This window comes from Streptomyces sp. TLI_146, assembly GCF_002846415.1.
In the GTDB taxonomy this organism is placed as follows: Bacteria; Actinomycetota; Actinomycetes; order Streptomycetales; family Streptomycetaceae; genus Streptomyces.
This window is the reverse complement of sequence record NZ_PJMX01000001.1, coordinates 2,186,522-2,206,989: the sequence shown is the minus strand read 5'-3', so window position 1 is coordinate 2,206,989 and position 20,468 is coordinate 2,186,522. Positions and strand designations below refer to the sequence as shown.

Annotated in this window: 15 protein-coding genes and 1 pseudogene; 8 read left to right on the top strand and 8 right to left on the bottom strand. The window is 72.9% G+C overall.

Going from position 1 to position 20,468, the window contains the following annotated elements; translation table 11 throughout:
* The first annotated feature begins 284 nt into the window (after positions 1–284).
* Genes BX283_RS10115 through BX283_RS10100 form a run of 4 tightly spaced genes read left to right on the top strand, consistent with a single transcriptional unit; the run spans position 285 to position 4,515 of the window.
* Complete coding sequence (locus tag BX283_RS10115; protein WP_101387297.1) at positions 285–3,029, top strand: nitrate- and nitrite sensing domain-containing protein; 2,745 nt, start codon at positions 285–287, stop codon at positions 3,027–3,029.
* Positions 3,026–3,466: a roadblock/LC7 domain-containing protein gene (locus BX283_RS10110; RefSeq protein ID WP_101387296.1), complete on the top strand. Its 441-nt coding sequence runs from the start codon at positions 3,026–3,028 to the stop codon at positions 3,464–3,466. The genes BX283_RS10115 and BX283_RS10110 overlap by 4 nt, the downstream gene beginning before the upstream one ends.
* A gap of 10 nt (positions 3,467–3,476) precedes the next feature.
* On the top strand, positions 3,477–3,929 hold the full coding sequence (locus tag BX283_RS10105) for a DUF742 domain-containing protein (protein ID WP_101387295.1): 453 nt from the start codon (positions 3,477–3,479) through the stop codon (positions 3,927–3,929).
* On the top strand, positions 3,910–4,515 hold the full coding sequence (locus BX283_RS10100; protein ID WP_101387294.1) for an ATP/GTP-binding protein: 606 nt from the start codon (positions 3,910–3,912) through the stop codon (positions 4,513–4,515). Before BX283_RS10105 ends, BX283_RS10100 begins: the two co-directional genes overlap by 20 nt.
* Positions 4,516–4,591: 76 nt before the next feature.
* Here the strand turns inward: BX283_RS10100 and glpK are convergent, their stop codons facing one another.
* From glpK to BX283_RS10075, 5 genes are all read right to left on the bottom strand, one after another.
* Positions 4,592–6,103: a glycerol kinase GlpK gene (glpK, locus tag BX283_RS10095; protein WP_101387293.1), complete on the bottom strand. Its 1,512-nt coding sequence runs from the start codon at positions 6,101–6,103 to the stop codon at positions 4,592–4,594.
* Between the two features lie 42 nt (positions 6,104–6,145).
* Positions 6,146–6,871, bottom strand: a complete 726-nt coding sequence (locus BX283_RS10090; protein ID WP_101387292.1) for an MIP/aquaporin family protein — start codon at positions 6,869–6,871, stop codon at positions 6,146–6,148.
* Positions 6,872–7,174: 303 nt separating this feature from the next.
* The gene (locus BX283_RS10085) at positions 7,175–8,371 is read right to left on the bottom strand and encodes a lipid-transfer protein (RefSeq protein WP_101387291.1); all 1,197 of its coding nucleotides are present in this window, start codon (positions 8,369–8,371) and stop codon (positions 7,175–7,177) included.
* Entirely contained in the window at positions 8,368–8,817 is a 450-nt protein-coding gene (locus tag BX283_RS10080) for a Zn-ribbon domain-containing OB-fold protein (protein ID WP_257582412.1), read from the bottom strand. Before BX283_RS10080 ends, BX283_RS10085 begins: the two co-directional genes overlap by 4 nt.
* A gap of 77 nt (positions 8,818–8,894) precedes the next feature.
* Positions 8,895–9,701 carry a M15 family metallopeptidase gene (locus tag BX283_RS10075; RefSeq protein ID WP_101387290.1) on the bottom strand — a complete coding sequence of 269 codons (807 nt, stop codon included), beginning with the start codon at positions 9,699–9,701 and terminating at the stop codon, positions 8,895–8,897.
* Between the two features lie 92 nt (positions 9,702–9,793).
* Between BX283_RS10075 and BX283_RS10070 the strand changes: the two genes are divergently transcribed.
* On the top strand, positions 9,794–10,321 hold the full coding sequence (locus BX283_RS10070) for an NUDIX domain-containing protein (protein ID WP_257582409.1): 528 nt from the start codon (positions 9,794–9,796) through the stop codon (positions 10,319–10,321).
* A gap of 96 nt (positions 10,322–10,417) precedes the next feature.
* Here BX283_RS10070 and BX283_RS10065 read toward each other — a convergent pair.
* Positions 10,418–12,776, bottom strand: a pseudogene (locus BX283_RS10065) (TIM-barrel domain-containing protein).
* Positions 12,777–12,992: 216 nt separating this feature from the next.
* Here BX283_RS10065 and BX283_RS10060 point away from each other — a divergent pair.
* Positions 12,993–14,981, top strand: a complete 1,989-nt coding sequence (locus BX283_RS10060) for an acetoacetate--CoA ligase (protein ID WP_101387289.1) — start codon at positions 12,993–12,995, stop codon at positions 14,979–14,981.
* Positions 14,982–15,022: 41 nt separating this feature from the next.
* On the opposite strand, the gene BX283_RS10055 is transcribed toward BX283_RS10060, so the two are convergent.
* Positions 15,023–16,345, bottom strand: a complete 1,323-nt coding sequence (locus BX283_RS10055; RefSeq protein ID WP_101387288.1) for an aminotransferase class I/II-fold pyridoxal phosphate-dependent enzyme — start codon at positions 16,343–16,345, stop codon at positions 15,023–15,025.
* Between the two features lie 111 nt (positions 16,346–16,456).
* On the opposite strand from BX283_RS10055, the gene BX283_RS10050 reads away from it, so the two are divergent.
* Both BX283_RS10050 and BX283_RS10045 read left to right on the top strand, forming a co-directional pair.
* The gene (locus BX283_RS10050; RefSeq protein ID WP_101387287.1) at positions 16,457–17,665 is read left to right on the top strand and encodes an MFS transporter; all 1,209 of its coding nucleotides are present in this window, start codon (positions 16,457–16,459) and stop codon (positions 17,663–17,665) included.
* Between the two features lie 22 nt (positions 17,666–17,687).
* Positions 17,688–18,644, top strand: a complete 957-nt coding sequence (locus tag BX283_RS10045; protein ID WP_101387286.1) for a hypothetical protein — start codon at positions 17,688–17,690, stop codon at positions 18,642–18,644.
* A 104-nt stretch (positions 18,645–18,748) separates the two neighbouring features.
* Here the strand turns inward: BX283_RS10045 and ptsP are convergent, their stop codons facing one another.
* Complete coding sequence (gene ptsP / locus BX283_RS10040; protein ID WP_101387285.1) at positions 18,749–20,419, bottom strand: phosphoenolpyruvate--protein phosphotransferase; 1,671 nt, start codon at positions 20,417–20,419, stop codon at positions 18,749–18,751.
* Positions 20,420–20,468: the final 49 nt, after the last annotated feature.

Genomic DNA, 20,468 nt, shown 5'->3' with positions numbered 1-20,468 from the left:
CGTACATCCCCGTCACAACCCCCGTACAGAAGGACGAACGGAACTCCCCCAAGATTCCCCGGATTTGCGTGGAAGGCAGAATTCCAGCCAACCGGGCCAGGACGGGAACCACCGGCCCTACGGGTGTCCTCGGCCACACCCTGGAGGTGATCTCACGTAATACCAGGACAACCCATGATCAACTCCCGTGAGGGCGGCCGAAAATCGTCCGGACGTGCCTTCGAGTTGTCTGTGTGGCAGTAGTAGGCTCACGCCGTTTGTTGACGGTTGATCTGGGGGAGGCCATGCGCTTTCGCGGGAAGTCCATCCGCAGGAAGATCGTGGCGTTGCTGCTGGTGCCGCTCGTCTCCCTCACCGCCCTGTGGGGATTCACGACCTACATCACCGGCCGCGAGGCCAACGAGCTGCTGAACGTCACGTACATCGTGGACAAGGTCGGCTCCCCGATGGAGGACACGGTCCAGGTCATCCAGGAGGAACGCCGCCAGACGCTCGTCTATCTGGCCGACCAGCGGGCCGCCGACGCGCTCGCCGCGCTGCAGAACCGCCGCCGGGACACCGACCGCGCGGTGGCGAAGATTCGTTCCGCCGCCAATGACTCCCAGGTGCGCGACGATCTGCGCCCGGCGGCCCGGGCGCGGCTGAAGACCGTCCTGGAGGAGTTCGACGGCATCGGCGACCTGCGCCGGCAGGTCGACCGCCGCAGCCTCAACCGCACCCGGGCGCTGGAGGCGTACAGCGACGTCATCGAGCCCTGCTACACGTTCCTGACCAATCTCCACGCGCTGGAGAACGTGGACATGGACAAGCAGGGCCGCGCGGTCGTGGGCCTCGCCCGGGCCCGCGAGATGCTGGCGCGCGAGGACGCGCTGGTCGCCTCCTCGCTGGTCGCCCCGCCGCAGTTCACCTGGAACGAACTGCGCGAGGTGGTCAACCTGGTGGCCAACCGCACGCTCCTGTACGAGATCAGCCTGGAGAACCTGCCCGCCGGCGAACGCGAGATCTTCGAGCGGTTCTGGGCCGCCTCGGGCTCCGAGTCGCTGCGCGCCGCCGAGCAGAACATCATCACCGCGGGCCCCACCAAGAACCCGAAGGTGGACCTGGCCCGCTGGCAGCAGACCGCGACCCCGCTGCTCGCACGCCTCTCGGAGTCCGTCTCGGACGCCGACGACCGCTACCGCGACCGCGTCCACCCGGTCGCCTTCAACGTCCTCATCAAGGCCGGTGTCGCCGGCGTCCTCGGCTTCCTCGCGCTCGTCTTCTCGCTCTTCCTCTCCGTGCGCATCGGCCGCGAGCTGATCCGCGACCTCACCCGGCTCCGCAAGGAGGCGCACGAGGTGTCCGGCGTGCGCCTGCCCAGCGTGATGCGCCGCCTCGCCGCCGGCGAGCAGGTCGACGTCGAGACCGAGGCGCCGCGCCTGGACTACGAGAAGGACGAGGTCGGCCAGGTCGGCCAGGCCCTCAACACCCTTCAGCGCGCCGCCGTCGAGGCCGCCGTCAAACAGGCCGACATGCGGCGCGGGGTGGCCGAGGTCTTCGTCAACCTGGCCCGCCGCAACCAGGTCCTCCTGCACCGCCAGCTCACGCTCCTCGACACCATGGAGCGCCGCACCGAGGACACCGACGAGCTCGCCGACCTCTTCCGGCTCGACCACCTCACCACCCGTATGCGCCGCCACGCCGAGGGCCTGGTGATCCTCTCCGGCGCCGCCCCCTCCCGCCAGTGGCGCAAGCCCGTCCAGCTGATGGACGTCGTCCGCGCCGCGGTGGCCGAGGTCGAGGACTACGAGCGCATCGAGGTCCGCAGGCTGCCCCGGCTCGGCGTGGGCGGCCCGGCCGTCGCCGACCTCACCCACCTGGTGGCCGAACTCCTGGAGAACGCCACGGTGTTCTCGCCCCCGCACACCGCCGTCCAGGTGCACGGCGAGCGGGTGGCCAACGGCTTCACGCTGGAGATCCACGACCGGGGCCTGGGCATGACGCCCGAAGCGCTCCTCGACGCCAACCTGCGCCTCGCCGAGACCCCCGAGTTCGAGCTCTCCGACACCGACCGGCTCGGCCTGTTCGTGGTCAGCCGGCTCGCCCAGCGGCAGAACGTCCGCGTCTCGCTCCAGCCCTCCCCGTACGGCGGCACCACGGCGATCGTGTTCATCCCGGCGGCCCTGCTCACCGACGCGCCGGACACCAACGGCACCGGATTCCGCCTCGACCGCAAGGCGGCCCACGGCGACGCGGCCGGACGCCGCGAGCGGGACGCGGGACCCCGTGCGCTCAACCCGCTCCCGGTGGGCATCCCCGACCGCGCCCTGCTCGACGGGCCGGTCGAACTGGAGGCACCCGTGGACCCGTTGGAGCTGGACGCCCCGCACGCCCTGGGCGCCGACGAGCGGGACGACGACCGCACCGGCTTCCTCGGCGCGCCCCGAGGCGTCCCGGCCGAGCGCCGCCAGCACCCGCAGTCGGCCGACGAGGGCGCCGGAGCCCCGGCCCGGCCGTCCGGCCCCGTACCGCTGCCGCGCCGCCGCCCGCCCGCCCCGACCCTGGTCAGCGACCACGGGCGCCGGGTCGACGACCAGCCCGGCCGCGACCACCCGCCCTACGGGGCGGAGCCGGTCCGTCCGGCCGGGCCCACCCCGGAGCTGCGGCGGGCCGACGCGCTGCGCGCCAGCGGGCTCGTCCCGGCCCCGGCGCCCGAGCCGCTGCGGCGGCCCGCGCACGCCCGCGAGAGCGCCGACGGAACCGGACCGCAGGGCGCCCTGCCCCGCCGGGTCCGTCAGGCCAGCCTCGCCCCCCAGCTGAAAGAGACCTCCGCCGAGCCCGCGGACCGCACCGGGCCGGGCGGCCCGGGCGCTCAGCCGCAGCCCGAGCGCGACGCAGAGGAAGTGCGCAACCGTATGGCGTCGATGCAGCGTGGTTGGCAGCGCGGGCGTCGGCACAACGCGATGACCAGCGCAGAGACCACAGCCGACGGGCCCGACCAGGCCCTGGGCGGCGTACGACGCAATACATCGGAGGGGGACGGTCGATGACCGCACCGAAGTCCGCAGCACACGACGTCATCGGGAAGGGCGCCGGGGAACTCAACTGGTTGCTGGACGAGTTGGTCGACCGGGTCGGTTCCATCCGCAAGGCGCTCGTCCTGTCCAGCGACGGCCTGCCCACCGGCACGTCCAGGGACCTGACCCGGGAGGACGGCGAGCACCTGGCCGCCGTGGCCTCCGGCTTCCACAGCCTCGCCAAGGGCGTCGGCCGCCACTTCGACGTGGGCGGGGTCCGCCAGACCGTCGTGGAGCTCGACGACGCCTTCCTGTTCGTGACCGCCGCGGGCGACGGCAGCTGTCTGGCCGTCCTGTCCGACGCCGAGTCGGACGTCGGCCAGGTGGCGTACGAGATGACCCTGATGGTCAAGCGGGTCGGGGCCCACCTCACCACGGCACCACGGACCGGCCTGCCCACCGCAGGGTGAGCGCGACGGTATGAGTGACGCAGACCAGCGGGCGCCGGCGAACGGCCCGCAGCAGCCGGACCGGGTGCCGCAGCAGTCACCGCCCCGGCAGCACCACTGGTTCGACGACGACGCGGGACCGGTGGTGCGGCCGTACGCGATGACCCGCGGCCGCACCAGCAGCGTCGGTCAGCACCGGCTCGACCTGATCGCGGTGGTGGTGCCCGAACCGGCCGCCGACGACCCGGGGCACGACCACTCGCTCTCGCCCGAGCACGTCGAGATCGTCGAGCGCTGCGTCGGCACCCCGCAGTCCATCGCCGAGCTCGCCGCCGGACTCGACCTCCCCGTCGGGGTGGTCCGCGTCCTGGTGGGCGACCTCGTCCAGGACCAGCTGGTGCACGTCTCCCGACCCGTTCCGCCGGCCGAGCTGCCGGACGAGTCCCTTCTCCGCGAGGTGATCAATGGCCTTCGGGCGCTCTAGCCGCAGGAAGCGGCCCGTCGAACCGGTGACCCTCAAGATCCTGGTGGCGGGCGGCTTCGGAGTCGGCAAGACCACGCTGGTGGGCGCGGTCAGCGAGATCCGGCCGCTGCGCACCGAGGAGCGGCTCAGCGAGGCCGGGCGGCCGGTCGACGACGTCGAGGGAGTGGAGGCGAAGAGCACCACCACCGTCGCCATGGACTTCGGGCGCATCACGCTCCGCGAGGACCTGGTCCTCTACCTCTTCGGCACGCCCGGCCAGGACCGCTTCTGGTTCCTCTGGGACGAGCTGGCGCAGGGGTCCCTGGGCGCGGTGGTCCTCGCGGACACCCGCCGCCTGGAGGACTCCTTCGCGGCGATCGACTACTTCGAGCGCCGGGGGCTGCCCTTCACGGTGGCCGTCAACTGCTTCGACGACGCGGCCCGCTACCCGGCCGAAGCCGTGCGCTCCGCGCTCGACCTCGACCCGGACGTACCGCTGATGATGACGGACGCGCGCGACCGCGAGGCCGTCAAGGACGTCCTGGTCGCGGTCGTGGAACACGCGATGGTCCTCTCCGAGCGCAGACGCCGCACGGTCTCGATCTGAGGCCCGTACGCGAGGACACGGCCCGTACCCCCACCGACTGGGGTACGGGCCGTGCGTCTTGGGGGGCGGATGCGGCCTACTTGGCGTCCTCCTCGTGCCAGCCGAGGCTGCGCTCCACCGCCTTGCGCCAGTTCTCGTACTCGCGCTCACGCACCTGCGCCTCCATGGCGGGCACCCACTCCACGTCCTTCTGCCAGTGCGCCTTGAGCTCGTCCAGGCCCGCCCACACCCCGGTGGCGAGCCCCGCCGCGTAGGCGGCGCCCAGGCAGGTCGTCTCGGAGACCTTCGGCCGGATCACCGGCACGCCGAGCACATCCGCCTGATGCTGCATCAGGAGCTTGTTGACGGTCATTCCGCCGTCGACCTTGAGCGTGGTGATCCGCACCCCGGAGTCCTGGTACATCGCGTCCACCACCTCGCGGGTCTGCCAGCTGGTGGCCTCCAGGACCGCGCGGGCCAGATGCGCCTTGGTGACGTACCGGGTCAGGCCGGTGATGACACCGCGCGCGTCCGAGCGCCAGTAGGGCGCGAACAGGCCGGAGAAGGCGGGCACGATGTAGGCCCCGCCGTTGTCCTCGACGCTCGCGGCGAGCGTCTCGATCTCGGCGGCGCTGCGGATGAGCCCGAGCTGGTCCCGGAACCACTGGACCAGGGCCCCGGTGATCGCGATCGAGCCCTCCAGGCAGTAGACCGGCGCCTGGTCGCCGATCTTGTAGCCGACGGTGGTGATCAGGCCGCTCTTGGATGCCACCGGTCGCCCGCCGGTGTTGAGCAGCAGGAAACTTCCGGTCCCGTACGTGTTCTTGGCCGTGCCGGTGTCGTAGCAGGCCTGCCCGAAGATCGCCGCCTGCTGGTCGCCGAGCGCGGACGCCACCGGCACGCCCGCCAGCTGGCCCACCGCCGTCCCGTACACCTCGGCCGAGGACCGGATCTCCGGAAGGATCGCCTCCGGCACGTTCATCGCGGCCAGGATCGAGGAGTCCCACTCCAGGGTCGACAGGTTCATCAGCATGGTCCGCGAGGCATTGGTGACGTCGGTGACGTGCACCCCGCCGTCCGTACCGCCCGTCAGGTTCCAGATCAGCCAGGAGTCGATGGTCCCGAACGCGATCTCGCCGCGCTCGGCACGGGTCCGCAGCCCGGGTACGTTGTCGAGCAGCCAGGCCGCCTTCGGACCGGAGAAGTAGCTGGCCAGCGGCAGCCCGGTGGCTTCACGGAAGCGGTCCTGGCCGTCCTCGGCGCCGAGTTGGGCACAGAGCGCCGAGGTCCTGGTGTCCTGCCAGACGATCGCGTTGTGCACGGGCTTGCCGGTCGCCCGGTCCCACAGGACCGTCGTCTCGCGCTGGTTGGTGATGCCGAGCGCGCTGAGCTGTTCCGCGCGCATCCCGGCCTTGGCGAGCGCGCCCGCGACCACGGCCTGCACCTTGGACCAGATCTCGGTGGCGTCGTGCTCGACCCAGCCCGGTTTCGGGAAGATCTGGCGGTGCTCGCGCTGGTCCACGGCGACGATGGCGCCGCCCTGGTCGAAGATGATGCAGCGGCTTGAAGTGGTGCCCTGGTCGATGGCTGCGACGAACTTCTGCGTCATGGCTACCCCTAGGTCGGAAGGCCGCGGGTGCGCGGCGCGTGTTCAGAAGGCCGCGTGGTGGATCAGACCGCCGAGGGCCCCGCCGGCCAGCGGTCCCGCCACCGGTATCCAGGCGTAACCCCAGTCCGAGGTGCCCTTGCGGGGGATCGGCAGCACGCTGTGCACCAGGCGCGGGCCCAGATCGCGGGCCGGGTTGATGGCGTAGCCGGTGGGCCCGCCGAGCGAGAGGCCGATGCCGACGACGAGCAGCGACACGACCAGCACGGTGCTGCCGGAGTCGCCGAGGCCCTGGTTGTCGCCGAAGGCGAGCACGGGCAGCACCAGGCCGACGGTGGCGATGATCTCGGTGACCAGATTGGCGGCCGGATTCCTGATCTCGGGGATCGTCGAGAAGACGCCGAGCGTCGGGACGCCGCCGTCCCGGTCGGCGTTGGCCCGGAACTGGGCGAAGTACACGAGGTAGGCGAGGACCGCGCCGAGCATCGCGCCGGACAGTTGCCCCAGCACGTAGAGCCAGACCTTGTCCCACTCGCCGGTGTCGACCGCGATGCCGACGGTCACCGCCGGATTGAGGTGGCCGCCCGACAGGGGCGCCGCGGTGTACGCCCCGGCCAGCACGCCGAAGCCCCAGCCGAAGGCGATGACCACCCAGCCGGCGCCTCTCGCCTTGGAGTGGTTGAGCGTGACCGCCGCACACACCCCGGCCCCGAAGAGGATCAGGATGGACGTGCCGATGACCTCACCGAGGAAGATGTCTCCGTTGCTCATGGCTGCTCCTATGCCCTCGCCCGGGGCGTGGCCCCGGTCCTCCGTGCAGGGTGCGCGCTTCCCATGGCTGCGGAGCCGGTGGTGAGGGCCTGCTCGCCCCCGCCCGGCATCCGTGACGAGCGTGCTCGTCTGGCGGAGCCACCGGTGGGGGAGCAGCCCGGCGACCGCGTGGAGGGCACGCGGCCGGGAGCCGAGGAACGGCGACGCCGAGAGACAACGGGAAGTGTTCACCGGCCGTGATGGAGCGTCAAGGTCGCCGACAGCAACGGCCGTTGGGGTACGGGCACGGGGGCGGCCGGGAGTTCAGCGCACCGCGATCACCGAGGAGCCGTGCCCGAACAGGCCCTGATTGGCGGTGATCCCGGTCCTCGCCCCGGCGATCTGCCGCTCGCCCGCCGTGCCGCGCAGCTGCCAGGTCAGCTCGCAGACCTGCGCGATGGCCTGGGCGGGCACCGCCTCGCCGAACGATGCGAGCCCCCCGCTCGCATTGACCGGAACGCGACCGCCGAGCGCCGTCACGCCCTCCCGTACGAGCTTCGCGCCTTCCCCGGCGCCGCACAGCCCCAGATCCTCGTACCACTCCAGCTCCAGAGCGGTCGACAGGTCGTACACCTCGGCCAGCGACAGGTCCTCGGGCCCGATCCCGGCCTCCTCGTAGGCGGCCCGTGCGATGGAGGCGCGGAAGGAGTACGGCGAGGGCTCGGCCGCGACCGCCGAGTCGGTGGCGATGTCCGGCAGGTCCAGGACGGTGTTCGGGTAGGTGGGCGTGACCGTGGACACGGCCCGTATCCGAACCGGGTCCACCGCTCCGCGGCGGCGCGCGTAGTCCATGCCGCACAGCACCAGCGCGGCCGCCCCGTCGGAGGTCGCGCAGATGTCGAGCAGCCGCAGCGGATCGGCGACCACGGCGGAGGCGGCCACCTCCTCGGCGGTCACCGCCTTGCGGTAGCGGGCGTACGGGTTGAGCGCGCCCGCCGCCGCGTTCTTCACCTTGACGCGCGCGAAGTCGTCGGGCGTGTCCCCGTGCAGGGCCATGCGGCGGCGGGCGTAGAGGCCGAAGTAGGCCGGGTTGGTGGCGCCCAGGACCCGGAAGCGCAGCCAGTCGGGATCGTCGGGCCGCTCGCCGCCCGCCGGGGCGAAGAACCCCTTGGGCGCCGCGTCGGCGCCCACCACGAGCACCACCTCGGCCATCCCGGAGAGGATCTGCGCCCGCGCGGTGTTGATCGCCTGCGCCCCGGAGGCGCAGGCCGCGTACACGCTCGTCACGCGCGCGCCCTGCCAGCCGAGCGCCCGTGCGAAGGTCGCCCCGGCCACGTACCCGGGGTAGCCGCCGCGCACGGTCTGGGCGCCGACCACGGACCGCACGTCCGGCCAGTCGAGCCCGGCGTCGGCGAGCGCGGCGCGGGCCGCGACCGTCCCGTACTCGATGAAACTCCTGCCCCATTTGCCCCAGGGGTGCATTCCGGCGCCGAGGACCGCGATGTCGTCCGTGCCGCTCATGCGCCCGCCTCCACGGGCCGCCAGTGCCAGGTCGTCCAGACCGTCCCGGCCTCCTCATTGAGCACACCGGGCACCACCTCGACCTCCATACCGACGGCGAGGTCGGCGGTGGTCACCCCCGGCACGGCCTGCCCGAGGACGACCATCCGCTCGGCCTCCAGCTCCACGGCGACCAGGGTGTACGGCTGCCAGACGGCCTCGGGGTCGGACACGTAGGGCGCGGGCGGCCGGTAGCGCCCGTCGGTGTACGACCAGACGCGCCCGCGCCGGGAGAGCGGCACCTCGGTCAGCTCCCGCCCGGCGCAGCCGGGGTTGCGGCAGAACGCGTCCTCACGGGGGAAGAACACGGAGGCGCAGGCCGAGCACCGGGTGCCGAGCAGCCGGAACTCCTCGTCCTCCGCCTCCGTGAACCAGTCCGCCACCACGGGCGTGCGCGTGCGCGTCAAAGCCCCTCCCGGCACTCGTATCTGACGGAACGTCAGAAGTGTGCCACGGGAGGCCGTGCTCCGGCAGAGGGCGTCGCTCAGCGGTGACCGGCCACCGAGCGCCACGCCACCGGGAAGTCGAAGTAGGTGTCCGGGAACGGCTCCGGCTGGTAGGTGAAGTGCCACCACTCCTGGGGGATCCCGACGAACCCGGCGGCCTGGAGCGTGCCCTTCAGGAGCTGGCGGTTGGCGCGCTGGACGCCCTGGATGCGGGGGTCGTCGGTGTGCGAGAGGGTGTCGAAGCAGTCGAACCCGGTGCCCATGTCGACGGAGTTGTCGGGGAAGCGCTGGTCCTTCGGCGCGAAGCACGGCACCAGCGGCTGACCGGGACGGTAGGGCGGCGTCGGCCACGCGGGCAGCCTGACGAGGGTGACGTCGATCGAACTGCCCCTGCTGTGACCGGACTTGGCCGCGATGTACACGTCCTCGAACAGCCTCGACTTGTCGACAAGCGGATAGAACTCGGTCTTCATCCTCTGGTCGTCGAGGTCCTTCGCCCACTCCACGAAGTGGTCCACGGCCCGCTGCGGCCGGAAGCAGTCGTACACCTTCAGCGAGTAGCCCTCACGCAGCAGCCTCAGCTGCGCCTGGTGCAGCGCTTGGGCCGCCTGGCGGGTCAGGATGCACACCGGCTGCTTGTATCCGTCGATCGGCTTGCCCACGAAGTTGTGCGGCGTGATGTAGCGCATCTCCTGGATGATCGTCGGGTCCACGGTGGCCAGCGCCACGAACTCGGCGGGCGCCTTGGGCTCGGGCGTGGCCCGGGCGGTGGACGAGGTGGCGGTCACGGCGAGCAGGGCCGCGGCAGCGGCGATCAGGCCGCGCACGGTTGATCTGAGTGTCATGGGCACACCCTTCATGGCTCAACGGGACGTAGAAAAGGGGAAGTTGGGGCAATGTGATCCGATGGCCGAATGTATTCGGTTAAAGTCCGCGCGTGACCGGGACCTCGAAGACCTCGAAGCAGCCTGTGAAGGACTCGCACTGCACCGCGTGCGGGTCGCCCTATCCCTCGGCCTCGGCCGGCTGGCCCCGCCCCTGCGCGGCCTGCGGGACCGTCGCCTATCGCAACCCGCTGCCCGTCGCCCTAGCCCTCCTTCCCGTGGCGGACGCGCGCGGTACGGGACTCGTCGTCATCACCCGCGCCGTGGAGCCCCATATAGGCCGGTCCGCCCTGCCCGGCGGCTTCGTCGACGACGGCGAGCTGTGGCAGGAGGCGGTCGTCCGCGAGCTGTACGAGGAGACCGGGATCGAAGCGTCCGCCGACGAGGTGCGCCTCGCGGACGCGCTCAGCTCCCCGCACCACGTCCTCCTCTTCGGCCTGCTGCCCACCCGCACCGCGGCCGAGCTCCCACGGCCGGCACCGACGGACGAGACCGCGGGCTGGCGCGTGCTCCACCGCCCCGAGGAACTGGCGTTTCCCCTGCATACGCAGGTGGTACGGGCGTGGTTCGCGGGGGGTTGAGGGGGGGGGCGGGGGCGGTTCGGGCGTCGAGGGTGCCTGGGCGCCGAGGAGGCGAGGGCCGGGGGCACCCGCCCCGGGATCGGAGAGCGCCCCACCTCACCGCCCTCCACCCCGCACCCGCACCTCGTACCCCAGCTCCCGCGTCGCCCCCTCGTCCGTGATCCGCTCCACCACCACCCGGCCGCCCGCCGTCCGGGTGGTGAAACGCTCCACCGCCGCCGGCGCCCACCCGTCGCCCGCGTCCCGGACGACCAGGCCGCCGCCGGTGCGCCCGGCCGCCGGGGCCCACACCTCCAGCTCCACCTCGCCGTGCGCGCCGCGCACCGGGATGACGGAACCGGCCCTGGCCAGCACCGGGATACGGGCCAGGGGCGCGTCCACCAGGACCTGGCAGGGCCCTTCGTGGGGCTCCTCGGTCGCCGTGTCGTACCAGCGGCCGCGCGGCAGCCGCACCGCCCGCCGGTCCGTGCCCCGCTCGAAGACGGGCGCCACCAGCAGCGCGTCGCCGAGCAGGAACGCGTCCTCGCAGTCCCGCAGCGCCCGGTCGCCCGGCGTGCCCCACCACACCGGCCGTGCGTAGGGCGCCCCGGTCAGCCGGGCGAGCTGCGCCAGCGTCATGAAGTACGGGCGCAGCCGCTCCCGCTCGGCCATCGCCACGCGCGCGTGGCCGAGGACCTCCGGCCCGAACTCCCACGGCTCGCGGCGCCCGGCCCAGATCGCCGAGTGCGTACGGAAGAACGGCAGCCGGGCCGCCAGCTGCAACCAGCGCAGATACAGCTCCGGCGACGGAGTGCCGCTGAAGCCGCCCACGTCCGGACCCGAGTACGGCACCCCGCACAGCCCCAGCCCGAGCACCAGGGCGAGCGAGGCCCGCAACCCCGGCCAGCCGGTGCTCACATCACCCGACCAGGTGCCTCCGTAGCGCTGCATCCCGGCCCAGCCGGAGCGGCTGAACAGGAAGGGGCGGTCGTCGGGGCGCAGCCTGCGCAGCCCCTCGTAGCCCGCGCGCGCCATCGCCAGGCCGTACACGTTGTGGGCCTCGCGGTGGTCGCCGCCCCGGCCCTCCAGCGCGTGCCGCGCCGAGCGGGGCAGGGTCGGATCGCCGAAGGGCGCGAACGACGTCGGCTCGTTCATGTCGTGCCACACCCCGGCGAAGCCCTGGTCGAGCCGCTCCTGGTAGAGCCCGCCCCACCACTCACGCGCGCGCGGATCCGTGAAGTCGGGATACGCGCACTCGCCCGGCCAGACCACGCCCCGCACCTCGTCGCCGCGTGCGTCCCGCACGAACGCGTCCGCCGCGAGCCCGCTGTCGTACACCGCGTTGCCGCGCTGCGCCTTCACCGCCGGGTCGACGATCGACACCAGCCGCACCCCGTCCTCGGCCAGGTCCTTGGCGAGGCGGGGGCAGATCCGGGAAGTGCTCGCGGTCGACCGTGAACACCTGGTGGGCGTCGTAATGGTCGATGTCCAGATGGAGCGCGGACAGCGGAAGGCCGTGCTCCCGGTACCCGGCGACGACCCGCCGCACCTCGGCCTCGCTGCCGAAGCCCCAGCGGGCGTGCTGCGGGCCCAGCGCCCAGGACGGCGGCAGCGCGGGCGCGCCGGTCAGCGCCGTCCAGCCCTGCAGCACGCGCGCGGGGGTGCCCGCCACCACCCAGCAGCGCAGCGGGCCGCCCTCCATCCGCAGCTCGCTGCTCCCGGCCCGGTCGTGCCCGGAACCGGCGCCCTCCTCGCCCTCGCGCAGCAGGACCCGGCCGTCGCAGGTGTTGTCGTAGAACGCCAGATGCGTCCCGGCGTCCGCCACCACCAGCTGCACCGGCATGGTGATGTACAGCGGATCGTCGCCGGGGGCGAAGCCGCCGCGCGGGTCCGTGTTCCACAGCCGGTACGCCCCGTCGCGCAGCCGGGGGCCGTCCGCGCGCCCGCCGAGCCCGAACACGCGCGCGTCGGCGGGGACTTCGGAGCGCTGCACCCAGCGCGCGGGGCCGCCGCCGACCGGCTCCCACCAGCGCGGCGGCAGCTCGCGGCGGAGCACGACACCACCCGGGGTGCGCACCTCCAGGGCCCCGTGCCGGGACACCGCCACCATCACGCGTTCGGAGACCACCCGCCAGCCGCCGTCCGTGTCGGGCTCCAGGACCGCGCGCGCGTCGGGCTCGGGCGCGGGTCCCGCCAGCGCGTACGACGGGTCGGGGCCGGCTCCGTCCCAGCCCCAGAACACGGCGCCGCCCGCCGCCACCCGCACCTCCAGGACAGAGCGCGCGAACCGCACCACGCCGCCGCCCGGCCGGGGCTCCGCGCCCTGGACCTGACCGGGCACCCGGGCGCGCTCCGGCCCGCGCGCGGGCAGCCCCCACGCGTCCGCCCGGCGCCGCCGCAGGGCCGAGCGGACCGCCCGCAGCCCCTGCACCGAGCCGACCGCCTTCACCGAGCGCACCAGGTCATTGCCGTCCATGCGGCTCACCCTGCCATCCGGATCATGAGCTGTGTGCTCCGTTCAACTTCCGTTCACCCGTGGTGGCACCACATCGTCAGGTGCCGGACTATGGGCGGCACACCCTGGTGCGGAAGACGATCACATGGCATCGTCCCTGTGAGCCGCCGCATGCGCACACCCCTACGCGTGTGCGCGCGGCACGCACACCACGCGTACCAGCCCGGGAGCCGACCCATGACCTCACCAGCGAACGCCGCGCCGCAGCCCGCGCCCCTGTGGCAGCCGAGCCCCGAGCGCATCGCCGGGGCGCGGATCACCGCGTTCCAGACCTGGGCCGCCGAGCGGTACGGCGCCCCTGCCGAGGGCGGCTACGAGGCGCTGCACCGCTGGTCCGTCACCGAACTCGACACCTTCTGGAAGGCCGTCGCCGACTGGTTCGACGTGAGCTTCTCCACCCCGTACGAGACGGTGCTCGCCGACCGGTCGATGCCGGGCGCCCAGTGGTTCCCCGGCGCCACCCTCAACTACGCCGAGCACGCACTGCGCACCGCCGAGGACCCGGCCCGCGCCGACGACGCCGCGCTGCTGCACGTCGACGAGACGCACGAGCCCGTCGCCACCAGCTGGGCCGAGCTGCGCCGCCAGGTCGGCTCGCTCGCCGCAGAGCTGCGCGCCCTGGGCGTCCGGCCCGGGGACCGCGTCAGCGGCTATCTGCCCAACGTCCCGCAGGCGGTCACCGCGCTCCTGGCCACCGCGGCCGTCGGCGCCGTGTGGACCTCCTGCGCCCCCGACTTCGGCGCGCGCAGCGTCCTCGACCGGTTCCAGCAGGTGGAACCCGTCGTCCTGTTCGCCGTCGACGGCTACCGCTACGGCGGCAAGGAACACGACCGCACCGACGTCGTCTCCGAGCTCCGCCGCGAACTGCCCACCCTGCGTGCCGTCGTCCACATCCCGCTGCTCGGCACCCCTGCCCCCCAAGGAACTCTCGCATGGTCATCGCTCACTGAGAGTGACAACGAGCCGGTCTTCGAGCAAGTTCCCTTCGACCACCCCCTCTGGGTGCTCTACTCCTCCGGCACGACCGGCCTGCCCAAGGCCATCGTCCAGTCGCAGGGCGGCATCCTCCTCGAACACTTCAAACAGCTCGGCCTCCACTGCGACCTGGGCCCCGAGGACCGGTTCTTCTGGTACACCTCCACCGGCTGGATGATGTGGAACTTCCTCGTCTCCGGCCTGCTCACGGGCACCACGGTGGTCCTGTACGACGGCAGCCCGGGCTACCCGGAGACCGGCGCCCAGTGGGGCGTCGCCGAGCGGACCGGCGCCACCCTCTTCGGTACCTCCGCCGCCTATGTGATGGCGTGCCGCAAGGCCGGTGTGCACCCGTCGCGCGACCACGACCTCTCGCGCGTGAAGTGCGTCGCCACCACGGGCTCGCCGCTTCCGCCCGACGGCTTCCGCTGGCTCCACGACGAGGTCCGCGAGGACCTGTGGATCGCCTCGGTCAGCGGCGGCACCGACGTGTGCTCCTGCTTCGCGGGCGCCGTCCCGACGCTCCCCGTGCACATCGGCGAGCTCCAGGCCGCCTGTCTGGGCACGGACCTCCAGTCGTGGGACCCGCAGGGCAAGCCGGTCGTGGGCGAGGTGGGCGAGCTGGTCGTGGTCAACCCGATGCCCTCCATGCCGATCCGCTTCTGGAACGACCCGGACGGCAGCCGCTACCGCGACAGCTACTTCGAGATGTTCCCCGGCGTGTGGCGCCACGGCGACTGGATCACGATCACCGACCACGGCTCGGTGGTCATCCACGGCCGCTCCGACTCCACCCTCAACCGCCAGGGCGTCCGTATGGGTTCGGCCGACATCTACGAAGTCGTCGAACGCCTCCCGGAGATCCGCGAGTCGCTGGTCATCGGCATCGAAGAGCCGGACGGCGGCTACTGGATGCCGCTCTTCGTCCACCTCGCCGAGGGCGCCGTCCTGGACGACGCCCTCCGTACGAAGGTCAAGCAGGCGATCCGGGAGCAGCTCTCGCCGCGCCACGTCCCGGACGAGATCATCGAAGTCCCGGGCGTCCCGCACACGCTGACGGGCAAGCGCATCGAGGTGCCGGTCAAGCGGCTTCTCCAGGGCACGCCGCTGGAGAAGGCGGTCAACCCGGGCTCGGTCGACAACCTCGACCTCCTCCGCTTCTACGAAGCGGCGGGCCGCAAGCACGGCTGACACGCGCGCGCCCCGGCCGCCGAAGGCCGGGGCGCCGCCCGTCACCCTCCGTACGTGGCCTCGGACTCGCCCAGCACCTCGGCGAAGTCCGCGGCGAGCCGGGCCGCCTCGGCGGGCTTCAGCCCCGCCGAGGTGATCCGTACACCGGCACCGGAGGAGATCCGGAACCGCGCCCCGGCGGCGACCCACCAGCCGCGCGAGCGCAGCCCGTTCACCGCCGCGGACTCGTCCCGCACCGGCACCCACAGGTTCATCCCGCTCGCCCCGTGCGAGGCGATCCCGCGCCGCTCCAGCTCGCCCGCCAGAGCACCGCGCCGCTCCGCGTAGGCATCACGCGCGCGCTGCACGAGTTCCCGCGCCATCCGGTCGGTGAGCAGCCCGAGCACCGTGCCCTGGAGCAGATGGCTCACCCAGCCGGAGGTCAGCAGCAGCCGCCCGTCGTGCCTCGCCAGCGTCGCCGGGTCACAGGCGGCGGCGGCCCAGCGCAGGTCCGTGCCCAGGTACTTGGTCACTGTCCGCACATGGGCCCAGCGCGCCAGCTGCCCGCCCTCCGTAAGAGAGTGAAGCGGCGCCCCCGCGATCTCCGCGGCGTGGTCGTTCTCGATCACCAGCACCTCGGGCGCGGCGCGCAGCACCTCCACCAGGTCGTCCCGGCGCCGCCGCGAGAAGCAGCCGCCGTACGGGTTCTGCGCCCGCGGGCTGCACACGACGGCCCGCGCCCCGGCCCGCAGCGCCTCACGCAGGGCCTCGGGCCGCATCCCCTCGTCGTCGACGGCGACCGGAACCGTACGCAACCCCATGACCTGCACCAGGTCGAGCAGATGGTGGTAGCCGGGGTCCTCCATGGCCACCGCGTCACCGGGCCGCAGCTCGGTGGTGAGCAGCCGGGCCACGCAGTCGAGCGCGCCGTGGGCGAAGGTCACCGCATCGGCCGGCACGCCGTCCGCGCCCAGCCACTCCTGGACGCGCTCCTCAAGGAGGGGCAGCCGGGGCGTCGAGCGGTGCGACCGCGCACCGGCCGTCATCCGCACCGGCGCGGGCAGTTCGGGCAGGAAGGCCGGGTCGGGGTGGCCGCCCGCGAGATCCCGCAGCCCCTCCGGCACCTTCGGCGGGCGCCGCGAGGCCACCGAGGGCGCCGCGGCGACCACGGTCCCTCCCCGCCCGTGCGTGACCACGACGCCGCGTCCGCGCAGCTCCTTGTACGCCGTCGCCACCGTGCCGGGACTCACGCCCAGGTCGTCGGCGAGCCGGCGGACCGGAGGAAGCGTGTCCCCGGGCGCCAACCCGCCGTCGGCGACTCCCCGTTCGACGGATGCGGCAATTCCCTTGGCCGAGGTGCCGCTGATCGCATATTGTTCTGCCACGTACTGAACTATGTATCAATACATAATTCCAGTCAAGGGGGAGCAGTGACTTTGCGCAGCCGACGTGCCGCACTGTGGGAACGAGTCCCGGGAGGCCGCGACGGCCGACTGATGCTCTGGGTCGCCTTCGTCGACCGGACCGGCAGCGGCCTGTGGGCCGCGGTCTCGGTCCTGTACTTCACCTACGTGGCCGGACTCTCCGTCGCCCAGGTCGGCACGCTGGTCGCCCTCGCCGGCGCGGTCGGCATCGCGGGCGCCCCCGTAGGAGGCCGCATCGCGGACCGGCTGCCCCTCACGCGCGTGCTCATCGTCTTCCAGGTCCTGCGCGCACTGGCCTCCGCCGCCCTGCTCACCACCGACAACTACGCGCTCCTGCTGGTGTACTCGGCCGTCGGCAGCTTCGGCGACCGCTCCGCCAACGTGCTCACCAAGCTGTACGCGGCCCGCGTCGCCGGACCCGACCGCGTCCGCTACCAGGCCGTCAGCCGCACCCTGGCCAACGCGGGCTGGGCCGTCGGAGGCCTCGCCGCGGCGCTCGCCCTCGCGCTCGCCACCACGGCCGCCTACCAGTGGCTGCTCGCCGGAGACGCCCTCTCCTTCGTCGGCGCCGCCCTGGTCACCGCCCGCTGCGCCGAACCGCCCTCGCCCGCGCGCACGGTCGCCACCTCCAAGGACCCCGCCCCCGCCGCGCGACCGGGCAGCCCCTGGAAGGACCGCGCCTACCTGGCCTACGTCGCCACCGAGGCGGTGCTCTTCATGGACGACGCCGTCTTCAAGGTCGGCATCCCCCTCTGGGCCGTCTCCGCCACGGACGCGCCGCACGGCCTCGTACCGCTCCTGATGGTGCTCAACAACGTGATGGTGGTGGGCCTCCAGGTCCCCCTCGCCCGCTTCGGCGCGACCACCAAGGCGGCACACCGGCTGCTCCTCCCGCTCTCCGTCGTCTTCGCCGCCGCCGGAGTGGCCATGGCGGCCTCGGCGGTCCACGGCGCCGTACCCGCGAGCATCTGCCTGACCGTCTCGGCCGCCGCCTTCACCCTGGCCGAGATGATCCACGCCACCGTCTCGTGGGAACTCTCGATCGCCCTGGCCCCGGAACACGCCCAGGGCAGCTACCTCGGCGTGCACGGCCTCGCCCAGTCCGCACAGCGCAGCGCGGGGCCGCTCGCCGTGACCGCGGCCATCGCGACCGGCCCCGTCGGCTGGACGGCCTTCGGCGCCGTCATCGCTCTGACCTGCTGTGTTCAGCACCGGCTGGTACGGGACCGGCTGCCGCGACCGGCGTTGTCAGTGCCCTCGGTTACGGTGAGTGAGCACTGATCGACAGCATGCAGGGGGAAACATGGCGCACATCCGCAACTCCAGGAAATCCACCGGCCCGACGGTCTCCACCCGGTCCCGGACACCTCGCGGCTCCCGGCCCGGCCACGCGGCCAGAGCCCTGCGGCGGACCCTGCGCAGGGAGACGCCGAACACGGTGGGGCTGCTGGCCGACGCGTACGACTTCGAGGCGATGACGCGGTACCGGTCCTTCGCCTTCGACGACCACACCGCCTACCTCCGCCAGGTCGACGGCCTGCTCAGATCCTTCGCCGCCCAAGGACTGCACACCACGGTCGCCCTGTTTGACCCGGAGGAGTTCACCGAGTTCTGCACGGCAGGCGGCCTCGACCCCGACACCGCCGACAGCCGCACCCGCTTCACCGCCGAGATCGCGGCGGGCGGCGCCCGCGTCGCCTACGCGGGCCAGCCCATCGACCGCCTGGTGCCCGAGCTCATCAACAAAGCGGTCCGCCAGGCGACCTGGGACTACGCGACGCTGCTCCTGGCCGACCTGGGGGAGTGCGCCCAATGCGGCCAGGACATCGGCCGCTCCGCCTTCGAACGCGCCTCGACGATCCTCACGCACCTGATCGAGGCGGCGGGCCCGGGCCTGCACCACGTGGTGTGCAGCGTCCAGGCACAGCAGGAGCATCTCATCGCCGTGCTCCACGCCGAAGGCCGCAGCGGCGCCCCGGCCCTGCTCGACGAGACGGACGTCGCCGAGTTCGTCACCGTCCTCGCCGCGGGCATCGCCCAGCACAGCCCGGGAGGCCTGGTGCTGCGCACGACGGAGACCGACGCGCCCGACCGCGTCCACGGCTGGCGGCTGCACGAGGGCAGGCTGCTCCCGCTCACCGCGGGCGAAGTCTTCAGCGCGTACTGCACCGACGCCGACACCGGGGACCCGGTGGCACCCGAACCAGGAGTGGACTACCGGGCGGGCTTCCCGTTCGACCAGCCCACCACCGACCACTGACCGCCGACCACTGACGGACAAGCGAAAGGGGCTCCCCGCCGCACAGGCGACGGGAAGCCCCTCTCACTCAGATACTGCGCCGACGCAGTCGACGGCCGACCGGGTCACTCCCCGGACAGCACCGCCTGCGCGGCCACGCGGGCCTCCTCGGCCGAGTCCGCGGCCCGTGCCGCGGCGGCAGCGCGCTCGCACTGGGCGAGCGTGTACTTCGCCAGCGTCGCGCGCACGTAAGGAATGGACGCGGCACCCATCGACAGGCTGGTCACACCCAGACCGGTGAGCACACACGCGAGCAGCGGATCGGAGGCAGCCTCACCACAGACACCACAGCTCTTGCCCTCGGCCTTGGCCGCCTCGGCGGACAGCGCGACCAGGTCGAGCAGCGCGGGCTGCCACGGGTCCTGGAGCCGGGACACCGCACCGACCTGCCGGTCGGCCGCGAACGTGTACTGGGCCAGGTCGTTGGTGCCGAGCGACAGGAACTCGACCTCCTGGAGGATCGAGCGCGCGCGGAGCGCGGCCGAGGGGATCTCCACCATCGCGCCGAACTTCGCCTGCAGCCCGGCCGCCCGGCACGCGTCCGCGAACGCCTTGGCGTCCGTACGGTCCGCGACCATCGGCGCCATGACCTCCAGGTAGACCGGAAGCCCCTCGACGGCCTTGGCCAGCGCCGTCAGCTGCGTCCGGAGCACCTCGGGGTGGTCAAGCAGCGACCGCAGACCGCGCACGCCGAGCGCCGGGTTCGGCTCGTCGGCGGGCGTCAGGAAGTCCAGCGGCTTGTCGGCGCCCGCGTCCAGCACCCGCACGACCACACGGCCCTCGGGGAACGCCTCCAGCACCTTGCGGTACGCCTCGACCTGCTTCTCCTCCGACGGCGCCTTCGCGGAGTCGTCGAGGAAGAGGAACTCGGTACGGAACAGACCGACGCCCTCGGCGCCCGCCTCCACCGCCGCCGGCACGTCGGCGGGACCGCCGACGTTGGCGAGCAGCGGCACCTTGTGCCCGTCCGAGGTCGCACCCGGACCGGAGGACGCGTTCAGCGCCGCCTTGCGCTCGGCCGCGGCACGCTCAAGCTCGGCGCGCTTGTCCTCGCTCGGGTCGACGAAGATCTCGCCGGTGCTGCCGTCGACGGCGACCATCGTGCCCTCGGCGAGCTCACCGGCGCCCGGCAGCGCCACGATCGCGGGGACGCCCAGCGCCCGCGCCAGGATCGCGCTGTGGCTGGTCGGCCCGCCCTCCTCGGTCACGAAGCCGAGCACGAGCGCCGGGTCGAGCAGCGCGGTGTCGGCGGGAGCGAGGTCGCGCGCGATCAGTACGTACGGCTCGTCGCTGTCCGGAACGCCCGGCATCGGGACGCCGAGAAGGCGCGCCACGATGCGGTTGCGCACGTCGTCGAGGTCCGCGACGCGCCCGGCCATGTACTCACCGGCGCCCGCGAGCAGCTCGCGGTAGTGCGAGAACGCGTCGTACACGGCCCGCTCGGCGGTGCTGCCGACGGCGATGCGCCGGTCGACGTCGGCGATCAGCTCGGGGTCCTGGGCGATCAGGGCCTGCGCCTCCAGTACGGCCTGCGCCTCGCCCCCCGCCAGGTTGCCGCGCGCGTTCAGGTCGGCCGCCACGGCCTCGACGGCCTTGCGGGCACGCCCCTGCTCGCGCTCCGCCTCCTCCGCCGGAATCTGCTTGGCCGGCGGCTCCAGGACCGCAGTGCCCATGTGCCGGACCTGGCCGATCGCCACACCGTGGCTCACGCCGACGCCTCGCAGCGTTGTCTCCATTTCACCCGTCTCCGATTGGTGCGGCGGTCTGCGCCACCGCGGTGGATGT

What these genes read in the sequence shown, in the direction of transcription:
- BX283_RS10075 (WP_101387290.1), bottom strand. Translation starts at nt 9,701, where the DNA reads ATGACACTCAGATCAACCGTGCGCGGCCTGATCGCCGCTGCCGCGGCC.
- BX283_RS10105 (WP_101387295.1), top strand. Translation starts at nt 3,477, where the DNA reads ATGAGTGACGCAGACCAGCGGGCGCCGGCGAACGGCCCGCAGCAGCCG.
- BX283_RS10100 (WP_101387294.1), top strand. Translation starts at nt 3,910, where the DNA reads ATGGCCTTCGGGCGCTCTAGCCGCAGGAAGCGGCCCGTCGAACCGGTG.
- BX283_RS10090 (WP_101387292.1), bottom strand. Translation starts at nt 6,871, where the DNA reads ATGAGCAACGGAGACATCTTCCTCGGTGAGGTCATCGGCACGTCCATC.
- glpK (WP_101387293.1), bottom strand. Translation starts at nt 6,103, where the DNA reads ATGACGCAGAAGTTCGTCGCAGCCATCGACCAGGGCACCACTTCAAGC.
- ptsP (WP_101387285.1), bottom strand. Translation starts at nt 20,419, where the DNA reads ATGGAGACAACGCTGCGAGGCGTCGGCGTGAGCCACGGTGTGGCGATC.
- BX283_RS10110 (WP_101387296.1), top strand. Translation starts at nt 3,026, where the DNA reads ATGACCGCACCGAAGTCCGCAGCACACGACGTCATCGGGAAGGGCGCC.
- BX283_RS10115 (WP_101387297.1), top strand. Translation starts at nt 285, where the DNA reads ATGCGCTTTCGCGGGAAGTCCATCCGCAGGAAGATCGTGGCGTTGCTG.
- BX283_RS10045 (WP_101387286.1), top strand. Translation starts at nt 17,688, where the DNA reads ATGGCGCACATCCGCAACTCCAGGAAATCCACCGGCCCGACGGTCTCC.
- BX283_RS10085 (WP_101387291.1), bottom strand. Translation starts at nt 8,371, where the DNA reads ATGAGCGGCACGGACGACATCGCGGTCCTCGGCGCCGGAATGCACCCC.
- BX283_RS10050 (WP_101387287.1), top strand. Translation starts at nt 16,457, where the DNA reads ATGCTCTGGGTCGCCTTCGTCGACCGGACCGGCAGCGGCCTGTGGGCC.
- BX283_RS10060 (WP_101387289.1), top strand. Translation starts at nt 12,993, where the DNA reads ATGACCTCACCAGCGAACGCCGCGCCGCAGCCCGCGCCCCTGTGGCAG.